The sequence below is a fragment of the Anaerostipes sp. Marseille-Q3525 genome, from assembly GCF_018223505.1.
Classification (GTDB): domain Bacteria; phylum Bacillota; class Clostridia; order Lachnospirales; family Lachnospiraceae; genus Anaerostipes; species Anaerostipes amylophilus.
Map to the genome: position 1 here is coordinate 25950 of NZ_JAGTTT010000025.1, position 10333 is coordinate 36282.

Here is a 10333-nt window from a genome sequence, read left to right on the forward strand (position 1 = left end):
GGTTTTTCCTGTTTGGAGTTCTATTTTATTATGCTGCTTGTAGCTGGGGTCTCTTGATATCACTTATCAGTTTCAACGGGTCATAATCCACACCCTTTGTCAGGATTGCATAGAATACCCTTAGCACCTTACATGCCACCGCTACTACCGACTGCATCTTCTTTAACGGATTTTCTTTGCGGGTTCGGTAATACTCATGTATTTCCTTAAACTCAGCATTCTTTCCCACCAGTGATATCGCAGCTTCATACAGCACATATCTCAGTCGTTTTCTGCCTCTGTAGCTGATCCGGCTCTCTCCATTATGTTTTCCGGAATCATTTGCCACGATGGCATATCCTGCCAGTTTCTGCAGCTGTTTCGGGTTATCAAAACGTCTAATGTCCCCTACCTCTGCAATAAACCCACTGACTGTAACTAATCCGATTCCCTTGATTTCCATCAGTTTATCAACATAGGGAATCGTCTTCAGTTTTCCCTCTATATTCTGGAGAATTTCCTCCAGTCTTGTTGCATATACATCCATGTCATTCAACAGGTTCTTCAGTTCAATCCTTGCTGTTTCCGATGCTTCTTTACTTCCAACGCTATGCTCTGCAGCTGATACCAGGGTCTTTGCCCTCTTCATTCCAGCGCCTCGCAGCTTCGCGTTTCTCCAAATCTGGTTTACACCGTTTACTCCAAGCATTCTGATATCCTCCGGCAATGGAGCCTCCTTGAGTATCATCCGTCCGCTGACTGCCATTAAATCCCCATAAACGTCTTTATATTCAGGAAAATATATGGCAAACCATCTGGCGATTCGATTCTTGATTCTTGTAAGCTCTTCCTGCGTCTGGAAACGAAGATTTGATAAGCTCCTGATTTCCGCATAAATACCGGTTGGTATGTAAGGATAGGAAAAGCGTCCTTCATTGACCAGTGCTGCAATCGTCTTCGGATCCTTACGGTCATTCTTGTTGGGATTATTATCGTCCAGCTCTTTTGATTTCTTGACATGATGCGGATTCACATGTACAGGCTTCATCCCGCTGTCCTGCAGGAATTTCCCCAGCGCAAACCAGTAATGACCGGTCGGCTCCATTCCGGGAATTACAGCTGTTTTACCTTGTTTTTCTGCGATATCTTCAACCCATGCTTTGAACATCTGGAAACCCGCCTCAGTATTACTGAATTCCAGTGGCTTCTTCGTATATTCATAATTCCGCCAGTCAAATGCTCTGGCAAAATGAGTGTCACTGCCTACATCAATTCCAACAATCAAAGTTTTTTCAGTTATGGATGCAATTTTTGCGTTTTGTGTGTTAAAATTCATTTTAGATACCTCACTGTTTTAATAAGATTTTTTACTAACCGTGCAAAGTCAGTAATCTTATTTTACTCTGAGGTATTTCTTTTTCTCAACCTTCTTTCTTGGAATTCCCTATATTTGAATTATACAGGAAGCTCCTTTATTTCCTTTAAAAATTCTTCTGGAGAAATATATAAATTTTCTAATATTGGTATTAAATATTTAGATGACTTGAGTCTGTCTACTGCCCATGGTTTTGATGTGCAATAGTTTGTCCCATTTGTTGTCTTGTGTATCGTTCATAAATTGATATTCCTGCCTTCCTGTTTCAATTATTGCAGCAATCTAAAAGACCCAGAAGTCCATGGTCCCTGAGTCTTTTAGAAAATACATTATAATGGTCCTAATTGGTATGGGTAACAACCTAATGGTTATAATGCATAATCTTGATTGTTTGCTGTTAAACTAAGCTTTTCTGCTAACTCTTCATTCAATACCATTATTTCAATATTCCAAATTTTTCTAATCTGTAATAACCTGGCTTTTAATTCTGCAGATGGTCCTACTAACCAAGCAACATCTTCAGCATTCTTAATTACCAATACAAACTTTAATTTCATATTTTTCATTTCATCTACAGATTGTAAGCTATCTCCAACCTCTGAAATATCCGGATATCTACCTAAAATAGAAGCTAAATAAATATGTAAAGATGCAATAAATTTTTCTACTAGTGAAGAAAAATAAACTTCAAATTTATGTTCTTTCTCCTCTGTTTCATGCCGTTTCTCCGCATTAGGACAACTTTTCTTTGCTTCTAAAAATATAATACTGTCCTCTTTATATTTTAAAATAAACTCTACTGTCTTAATTCCATCACCAAGATCCCTATAAATTTTAGAATTTTCAATATGAAACAAGTTAGATTCATCAAATTCTCCAAAATTCATTTCCGATTCTGTTATTACTTTCACTATAATACCACCCCAATTTCTTCTCTATAAAGTTGACGAAAAGTATCCATAATCGTATTATGTTCCAGTAATTCAAATTCTTTTGCAATCTCACATTGCACTTTACTCATTTCATCTTTATACAGCGAAATATACTGAACATTACTGTCAGATTTCCGTTTTATTTCAATATACTTAGATAAAAAATAATCATGTGTTGAAACAAAAATCTGTACACCCTCTTTTTCCAGCATAATTAATAATTCTGCCAACACAGGAATATATTTCGGATTAATATTAGCCTCTGGTTCATCCCAAAATAATACAGATCCTTTCTCTAATGTTCCGTTCTTAATAAGCTGCCATAATAGAGCTATCTTACGTAAACCTTCTGCAACTAAATTAAATTCTAATTTTGCTTGTGTACCTGGTTTTAAATAAAAACGATCTTCATGTAAAGTAACTTTTCCACTGCTAATCTGTTGTAAAATCTTTAAATATTTCTTCCTTGCAGCGGAATCTACACCTCTGGAAATATCAATTTTAGCAGCTGCAATAATATCTAAATAGGTGTCATCAAATTCTACATTTCCCATCTTCACTGCTGCATCTAAATTCCATGCATTGGATAAAATTTCTTTTGCTGGAATAAACACACTTGTGAGATCAGACATTTGCTTTTCCCATTTTTCCTCTGTTGTAATCTCCGCATCCCATTTTTTGGTTTTCGTTGAAAATGTCATTCCAATCTTTGCTGTGTCTGATCCTACGGATACTTTTGCTGTATTTTTCCCATTTTTCTTTCTATTTACTAATCGTCCAATACTTGACTGATCTGGTCGAAAAAGCATAGTTGTTTTCTGTGAAAATGATACATCGTGTTTAGAAGCCTGACATGCTGCATAAGCTAATTTCATAACATGAGTCTTTCCCATACCATTCTCGCCTACTAGTATATTTAATCCTTTATTAAATGGAATTTTTATATCATCAAATACCGTAAAATTATCCGCCTCTATATTTGTTAATGGCATTTTCATCACCTCATTTATTATTTTGCTCTAGATTTTTGTGTTAAAAAGTGTATCTAAAGTTACATAATTTGTTGTATTATATCCGTTTTTCTTATATTTTATTTCATATTTTGTAACTATAGATGCATATTTATGATTATACATGATTTATTATTTTTCGTCTATTTATATTCATCTTCATTGAGCAATATTGATCAAATATTTAGATGGCCTAATTCTATCTACTGCCCAATCTCAAAAATCATAATGCGTTCTCTCTCACTATTTCCACCAAACAAATCGGAACAATCAATTTCATCGGTAAACATCATCTCATCTACCGTCATCAGATATGTAAGATATTCATCGGATGGATAATAGAAGAAACATAAAATCTGTCTTGGATGTTCATAGTATGATTCCATGATCCTTGCCATCACTTTTCTCAAAATCTCTACGGAAAATGGATTAAAAAAATAGATGCGGTCTATCTGTTCTGGGAGTTGAAATTCTTCTGCATTCGCTAATGAAAATGATACCCTCTCTTTCGATACGGCTTCTTTCTTATTTTCCATTACTTTCTCATAAATGCGTTCGTCATATTCAACTCCGAGGCAACGGCATCTTGTCTGGTAGGATAAGAAAAAGTCTACCCTTCCTTTACCACAGCCATAATCTAAGAGCATATTGTTCTTCCTTATAAGTCCTGTATTTGCTAATCGTTGCAGTACAGAATATGGAGTTGGTTCGTATGGATAGCGGTATTGATCGGATTGAGAGTCGTCTCTGCCCATGGTTTTGATGTGCAATAGTTTGTCCCATTTGTTGTCTTGTGTATCGTTCATAAATTGATATTCCTGCCTTCCTGTTTCAATTATTGCAACAATCTAAAAGACTCAGAAGTCCATGGTCCCTGAGTCTTTTAGAAAATACATTTTTAAATCCAATTGCAGTCTCCACCCGTGATAGCAAGGCTTAGTAAAGCATCCATCTTTTCGACTTCTTCTTCACCCTCGATTTTCTGAAGTAACTGCGCAGTATCTAAAATATCTTCCATACTTTCATCTGGTCCAATCTCATAGTCAATCTCTGCCTCACAGTCTGGACATGGAATCTTCTCCATCGTCTGTAATGAGAGGAATCTATTCCCGCATTTTTTACATTCATAATATCCACATTTTTTTGTTCCATCTGGTACATAATACATTGTTCCTATCTCCTTTTTTGCTTTATTATCACATATTATACATCTAATCTGGTCTGTTGTCTTAGTTTTTTTGTGAGATCACAAGCCCAATAAGGATTAATACAGTTCCAATGATAGAAATCACTGTTATTTTTTCATGTAAAATCAACACTGAAAGTATTACTGTTATAACAGGGGATACGTAAATATAGATACTTGTCTTGATTGCGCCAATCCATTTTGTCGCAAGATTCCATAACAAAAATTATAATACGTTCTTTCTCACTATTTCCACCGAATTTCTTGAAAAATAGAATATTCATGCTAAAATAAATGATTGAATTATGAAATCATTATAAATGAAACAATCGTCAAAGAAGGTAGTATTATGAAATCAAAACTTAAAAATTTTTCCTTACTTACAATCAGCACACTCATTATGGCTGTCGGAATTTACTTCTTTAAATTTGCAAACAATTTCACATTTGGTGGTATCACAGGTATTGCCGTTTTAGTTGCAAAATTCCTTCCTATTTCTGCCAGTGATTTTTCTTTTGTTGTGAATATTTTATTGCTGATCATTGGATGGATCGTCTTAGGTAAAAGCTTTGCTGAAAAAACAGCTTACAGCACGATTCTTTTATCTGTAAGTTTATCTCTTTTAGAGCGAATTTATCCTATGAGTCATCCACTTACCAATGAGCCATTATTAGAGTTGATCTTTGCAATCTTATTGCCAGCGCTTGGTTCAGCAATCTTATTTAATATTGGAGCTTCTAGTGGTGGTACAGATGTTATCGCTATGATTCTTAAAAAATATACAAGTGTAGATATCGGAAAGGGCTTAATGATCTCTGATCTTATCTTTACTCTCGCAGGATTCCTAGTGTTTAACGTCAAAACAGGACTTTATTCTTTGTTTGGTCTGATCATGCGTTCTGCGTTGATTGATAACTTTATTGAAAGTTTTAACCGTTCTAAATACTTTCATGTTGTAACTTCCAATGCAACATGTATTTGTGATTTTATCCAAAATGATCTACAGCGCGGAGCAACCATTGTAAATGCGACCGGAGCCTTTACAGGGGATGACAAATATATTATCCTGACGGTTCTTAGTCCTTCACAGGCAGTGAAACTTCGAAACTTTATCAAAGAACATGATCCAAAAGCTTTTCTTTTAGTTTCTAATACAAGTGAGATTATCGGAAAAGGCTTCCATTCTGTCTAGGATGGACAGCCTTTTCTCTGCTTTCTTCTGGTACATAATACATTGTTCCTATCTCCTCGTATAATATCTTTTATTGGATTTATTTTACAAAATATTTTTCTTAAATTATCACATACTAAGAAACGAGGAGGTTTCAATGCATGAATAATAAGAAGAAACGAGAACTTACAAACGAAGAAATTGATGAAAATATCTTCGGAATGTGCAATATTTGTTCTACCACGGATTGTACTGGATTGATCCAGGTTGTTCCAAGAACAGAAGCCGAGCTTGAATCTTACGAAGAATTGTACCACTTCCGGCCACCGTTTTTACCTCGTGATGATGATTAAGTCGTCATCCATTTTCTCCTGTAATAAGATCTTATAGACTGTTATGACTATAAGGTCTTGTTTTATTTTTCCGAAAGTAATTTTCAATGTCCATTTTCTCTTCTAATTAGTCTGACAAAAAATATCATCTCTTATTGATTCTAACATAATTGTTTGTGGTGTAGCATCATAATTTTCATCCATCCAAGCTACAGACTCATCGTCCAAATAATCAATTCCACTTTTTCCAAACATCTGGTTGATATCCTAGTGTTGATTGCTTTCCATTTCGAACAACTGGTGTCTTGATGACTTGTGGATTTTCTAATACTTTTTCAAGTTTATCTTCATTAGCAATATATTTGATCAGTGCAAGCAAGTTCTGATCTTTGCCTTCCCAATTGATCATATGATCTAAACCACCATTTGCCTGAGCTACTGAATTGAATTCGCCTTTGCTCATGCCTTTTTTCTTCATATCAACAAACTGATATTTGATTCCACGTTCTTTGAAAAAACGTTCTGCTTTCTTTGTTTCGTTGCATTTTTTTGTTCCAAATATTTGTATATTCATGCTGGTTTAAAATCCTCCATTTAGATATGCTCTAGTTTCTTTATCTCATTCATCATTAAGCGCTACAGCCTGTATTTTGCAACTTTTTGACTTCATCTTTGTATTCATATTTCACAAGGTCCAAACTCAGGAATGCTTAAGTTGCAAAACAGCTTTCTCATCTAATCAGCTTTTATTACACCAGTAAAATGAGACTCAACAATCCTATCCATCTGTGCTGCAATCTCTACAAATGGCAAATTCAGATCAAGTGTCTTAACACTTATTTGACTGCCATGCATCTGATACACATTATCAGGCTGGATTTCTTCTTCCGTCTTGGCATAAAGAAGCATTCCTGAAACTGTATTATCTTCTTCTCCAAATTGATAGCTTCGATTTTTTACATAGGTAAAAATCTGATACAAATTGTTTGAATGAAGCGTATGTTTATCAAAATGGACCTGTGTAGTGTGATTGTAATATTTCGCATCAATGATAAGCACTGTATTGCCACGTTGCAAGTGAATATCAGTTTGCATAACCGGCAGCATCGTTCCAACGCCATCATCTAGTGCCCACGGAATCTGCGATGCACTAACAGACAATTCTGGATAATGTCTGCTGTAATATTCCAGAATAAATTTTTCATACAGCCTGCACATACGCTGCTCGTCTACAAAGGATGCTAATCTATAGTTACCTGCCTCTGTTGTGATCAACATTCCTTCAATCATCAACTGACAAATACTAACTAACATTCTATATGTTTGATTATTACGCTGAAAACGAATTGATGACCATTTAATTTCTGTAGGTTCTATAGAATCTACATTCGAAAAATACAACATTTTCTTCTTCAGATCATCTTTGTATTTTGCTTTTACTTTGCCGTTTCGCAAAAGAAGCATGACTGTTGTTTTCAAGATTTGATTCAACATGTTATTTTCTGAAAGCTCATCAAAATCACAGGTAAGTACTTGTTTATGCAGCAGTTTATTTTTAATTGTGCCTGGCATATTTATTTTACCACGCATAACCGTCAGCTCTTCCTGATGACTTATATATTCTCTGTAAAGTCCCTGCTTCAACTGCAGCCCTATGCCCTTGGCTAGGATTGCAGCCAGCAGATTATACATCTCATCAAAAGATTCTACTGCAACATCCTCATATGTCTCTTGCTTCAGTGTCTGAAAAGCATAGGAAAGCATATGGTAAATATTATTGATCAGAATACTCTTGTCCTTTGTCATTGAAATACCCCATGCAAAATGTTCTCCCAACGCTGTAGTTTATCTGTATCATCAAACCAATACTCTGCTAACATTGGTAATATATCAAAATCAACTACATCTTGCATCCACTCATCTGTACATTCTTTCGTATTACAAAAATAACTATGTCCAATACAGAATCCTTTACCTAGAGATTTGTCGTTTGCAATTTCTCTGTTTAGTTCCTTAATACGGTCAATCAACGTATTAAATGTATCATTTGCAAATGTTTCCTGATATTTAATAAATCCTTCCGAATCAAACCCAGGTTCCATATCAAAGAAGCTAAATCGGCGGCGAAGTGCATAATCAATCATTGCCAAACTTCTATCAGCAGTGTTCATCATACCAATGATATGTAGACGTTTTGGAATGGTAATGTATCTAACCAATATTCATACTGATTTTTATTTCTAAGTTTAAAGTTTATCATATTTATCTCTTCTTCCCTTAGCCTTCTCAACAGGATATTTTCGCTCATTGATCTTAATCTTCTCTTGTACAATTTCATCTAAATCAAGTTCACAAGCATCTGCCATCAATACACAATAATTCACTACATCTGCTAATTCCTCCTTGATTTTATCCTGTTTTCCTTCATTTGACACATCTGCACCGCTCCATTGAAATACTTCAAGAAGTTCAGCTGCTTCCAGCGAAATTGATATTGCAAGATCTTTCGGATTATGAAATTGTTTCCAATCCCTGTCATCTCTAAATTTTAAAATTTTATTTATCGTCTCTTCTCGCATCTTAATTCTCCACTTCTATGTACTGGCTCAAATATTCTCTTAGATCATCATCACATACATAAAGAAACGTTCCTTTAATGCCTCTTGTCATTAACACATAATAGATATTTTTAATATATTCTAATAATTGTTCATATGTTGTTGACCGTTTACCATTTTGATCAAAATATAACTCTTTACGAATAATGATCTGTTTCGTATTTTTATCGTATCCTATATCTTTACCTAAGATAACAAAAGCATAATTTAAATCATACCCTTGTATCGAATGAATACATCCAACTTCATCAATCGCCTCCGGTGTATGCACCCATCCTTCTGTACAATGATTCCACTTGCGCTTGATTCCTTGAATTTCGATGTCTTTTTTCGTTTGATCTTTTTTACTGATCCATGGCCAGGCATATCCTGCAACCATTCTGGATAATCCTACTTCTGTTTCTTTTCGATACATATCCTTTTCAAATTTTGAAAAATCAAGATATATTTTAAGATCATATTTATCCGATTTATATTTTCCAGTACATGATTCTTCAAATATACTTTTCACAAAATCTATATATGCATTTCCACCTTGTACTCTCATCTGTGTTAATAATGTAAAATAAGAAGTCATACGTTTTTCCAATGAAGTCTGCATCTTTTGGGCAAATCGCTGATAATCTATTCCTGATGGACCTACTACCTGCATTGCATCATAGAATAAAATAGTACAATCTGATTGTTTTATAATCCAATCTAATTCATCGGCTTCTGTCGTCAATCCAAGTTTTTCACAATTTTTCTTAAACGAACCCATATAAGATATATTTTTATACTGATGCAAACGATGTGCTTCATCCACCAATAATATATCATATTTTTTCTTTGTAATATCTGATGGCGATAATACCTGTGATGGTCTTAATCCATAAATACTTTTGAAAATAATTTTCATAGTTTTTCTAAGAGATGTCTGTGGAACAACAAATCCTATTTGCTTGTTTTGAAATTCTTCACAGTCCGTTAGATATTTCATTAAGTAAACTGCTACTATCGTTTTTCCACTTCCTGGCATTCCATTTATTACAATTCGATTTGTATCCTCTTCCCTGATCCTCTGAATAATTGTTTCTACTGCATTTCGCTGATTGTCATTTAATTCTTTATACGGGGAATATTTAAATAAATCAGAGTTTTCAATCTCTTCTAAAGAATGTTTTACCAATTTCTCCCTTTGCAGTTTTCTCCAAAGTAATTCAAATTTCTTATCATATTCCTGTTTTTTATAATATTGTTTATCGGCAATTCCAGAATTTTTATTTGTCACTTGAAAAAGCTCGTCCGCAACAATATATTGTATTAATTTTGATTCATAGTCAAATGTTACTGACTGATTAAATATTTTGGAATAAATAAAATGAACTTTGTCAAAAATCTTTTTTTCTACATTTGAACTATGTTGTGTCATCCTTGTTTTGACATGATTTGACTCTCCAATATATATTTGTTTTCCATTTTCAAGAAGATATAACATTGGCCAATTATCAAGATATTCTTCATTGCCATAGATATTATTTTTAAAGTCGCCTTCTATAATTTTGAACATTGTTATTCCTCATTTTGTACTCTAATTTAAAGATTATCCTTATCTATCAAAAGCTGAACTGAATCATTGTTTAATCTATTCACTATATCTATATTTTCAGTAAATAATCTGATAGATTTTGTAAGGTTCCCGAAAACTATAATGGTCTCACATATTTTTAAATATGTTTATCTATAAAAAG

At 34.1% G+C, this 10333-nt stretch carries 13 protein-coding genes and 1 pseudogene; 2 read left to right on the plus strand and 12 right to left on the minus strand.

Annotated elements, in window-relative coordinates:
• Positions 1 to 28: 28 nt before the first annotated feature.
• From KE503_RS11180 to KE503_RS14990, 6 genes are all read right to left on the minus strand, one after another.
• Positions 29 to 1315: an IS110 family transposase gene (locus KE503_RS11180; protein ID WP_212385248.1), complete on the minus strand. Its 1287-nt coding sequence runs from the start codon at positions 1313 to 1315 to the stop codon at positions 29 to 31.
• Positions 1316 to 1722: 407 nt separating this feature from the next.
• Positions 1723 to 2265, minus strand: a complete 543-nt coding sequence (locus KE503_RS11185) for a hypothetical protein (protein ID WP_055197112.1) — start codon at positions 2263 to 2265, stop codon at positions 1723 to 1725.
• Positions 2265 to 3278, minus strand: coding sequence for an AAA family ATPase (locus tag KE503_RS11190; RefSeq protein ID WP_055197110.1), 1014 nt, complete (start codon positions 3276 to 3278; stop codon positions 2265 to 2267). The genes KE503_RS11185 and KE503_RS11190 overlap by 1 nt, the downstream gene beginning before the upstream one ends.
• 221 nt (positions 3279 to 3499) lie before the next feature.
• On the minus strand, positions 3500 to 4102 hold the full coding sequence (locus KE503_RS11195; RefSeq protein WP_022375714.1) for an SAM-dependent methyltransferase: 603 nt from the start codon (positions 4100 to 4102) through the stop codon (positions 3500 to 3502).
• A 92-nt stretch (positions 4103 to 4194) separates the two neighbouring features.
• Positions 4195 to 4464 carry a hypothetical protein gene (locus KE503_RS11200; protein WP_009203393.1) on the minus strand — a complete coding sequence of 90 codons (270 nt, stop codon included), beginning with the start codon at positions 4462 to 4464 and terminating at the stop codon, positions 4195 to 4197.
• A gap of 61 nt (positions 4465 to 4525) precedes the next feature.
• Positions 4526 to 4705, minus strand: a complete 180-nt coding sequence (locus KE503_RS14990; RefSeq protein ID WP_077327564.1) for an EamA family transporter — start codon at positions 4703 to 4705, stop codon at positions 4526 to 4528.
• Between the two features lie 126 nt (positions 4706 to 4831).
• Between KE503_RS14990 and KE503_RS11210 the strand changes: the two genes are divergently transcribed.
• Positions 4832 to 5674 (plus strand): YitT family protein, encoded by an 843-nt coding sequence (locus KE503_RS11210; protein ID WP_022375715.1) that lies wholly within the window; start codon positions 4832 to 4834, stop codon positions 5672 to 5674.
• Between the two features lie 140 nt (positions 5675 to 5814).
• A complete protein-coding gene (locus KE503_RS11215; protein ID WP_212385249.1) occupies positions 5815 to 6006 on the plus strand; it encodes a hypothetical protein in 192 nt (63 codons plus the stop codon).
• A 102-nt stretch (positions 6007 to 6108) separates the two neighbouring features.
• On the opposite strand, the gene KE503_RS14730 is transcribed toward KE503_RS11215, so the two are convergent.
• The 6 genes and pseudogenes from KE503_RS14730 to KE503_RS11240 all read right to left on the minus strand — a co-directional run bounded on the left by KE503_RS14730 (position 6109) and on the right by KE503_RS11240 (position 10152).
• Complete coding sequence (locus KE503_RS14730; RefSeq protein ID WP_022375717.1) at positions 6109 to 6240, minus strand: hypothetical protein; 132 nt, start codon at positions 6238 to 6240, stop codon at positions 6109 to 6111.
• On the minus strand, positions 6218 to 6559 hold the full coding sequence (locus KE503_RS11220) for an arsenate reductase family protein (protein ID WP_009203389.1): 342 nt from the start codon (positions 6557 to 6559) through the stop codon (positions 6218 to 6220). The genes KE503_RS14730 and KE503_RS11220 overlap by 23 nt, the downstream gene beginning before the upstream one ends.
• Before the next feature lie 161 nt (positions 6560 to 6720).
• On the minus strand, positions 6721 to 7791 hold the full coding sequence (gene mcrC / locus KE503_RS11225) for a 5-methylcytosine-specific restriction endonuclease system specificity protein McrC (protein WP_022375718.1): 1071 nt from the start codon (positions 7789 to 7791) through the stop codon (positions 6721 to 6723).
• Positions 7788 to 8189: pseudogene (locus KE503_RS11230) on the minus strand (AAA family ATPase); the annotation flags it as partial. The gene mcrC and the pseudogene KE503_RS11230, both read right to left, overlap by 4 nt.
• Before the next feature lie 42 nt (positions 8190 to 8231).
• Complete coding sequence (locus KE503_RS11235) at positions 8232 to 8564, minus strand: nucleotide pyrophosphohydrolase (protein ID WP_009265944.1); 333 nt, start codon at positions 8562 to 8564, stop codon at positions 8232 to 8234.
• A 1-nt stretch (position 8565) separates the two neighbouring features.
• Positions 8566 to 10152 (minus strand): DUF2075 domain-containing protein, encoded by a 1587-nt coding sequence (locus tag KE503_RS11240; RefSeq protein ID WP_212385250.1) that lies wholly within the window; start codon positions 10150 to 10152, stop codon positions 8566 to 8568.
• Positions 10153 to 10333 lie beyond the last annotated feature (181 nt).

Excerpts from the sequence above, each read along its gene's own strand:
- KE503_RS11180 (WP_212385248.1), bottom strand. The coding sequence starts at position 1,315 with ATGAATTTTAACACACAAAACGCAAAAATTGCATCCATAACTGAAAAA.
- KE503_RS11190 (WP_055197110.1), bottom strand. The coding sequence starts at position 3,278 with ATGCCATTAACAAATATAGAGGCGGATAATTTTACGGTATTTGATGAT.
- KE503_RS11195 (WP_022375714.1), bottom strand. The coding sequence starts at position 4,102 with ATGAACGATACACAAGACAACAAATGGGACAAACTATTGCACATCAAA.
- KE503_RS11200 (WP_009203393.1), bottom strand. The coding sequence starts at position 4,464 with ATGTATTATGTACCAGATGGAACAAAAAAATGTGGATATTATGAATGT.
- KE503_RS11210 (WP_022375715.1), top strand. The coding sequence starts at position 4,832 with ATGAAATCAAAACTTAAAAATTTTTCCTTACTTACAATCAGCACACTC.
- KE503_RS11215 (WP_212385249.1), top strand. The coding sequence starts at position 5,815 with ATGAATAATAAGAAGAAACGAGAACTTACAAACGAAGAAATTGATGAA.
- KE503_RS14730 (WP_022375717.1), bottom strand. The coding sequence starts at position 6,240 with ATGTTTGGAAAAAGTGGAATTGATTATTTGGACGATGAGTCTGTAGCT.
- KE503_RS11220 (WP_009203389.1), bottom strand. The coding sequence starts at position 6,559 with ATGAATATACAAATATTTGGAACAAAAAAATGCAACGAAACAAAGAAA.
- mcrC (WP_022375718.1), bottom strand. The coding sequence starts at position 7,791 with ATGACAAAGGACAAGAGTATTCTGATCAATAATATTTACCATATGCTT.
- KE503_RS11235 (WP_009265944.1), bottom strand. The coding sequence starts at position 8,564 with ATGCGAGAAGAGACGATAAATAAAATTTTAAAATTTAGAGATGACAGG.
- KE503_RS11240 (WP_212385250.1), bottom strand. The coding sequence starts at position 10,152 with ATGTTCAAAATTATAGAAGGCGACTTTAAAAATAATATCTATGGCAAT.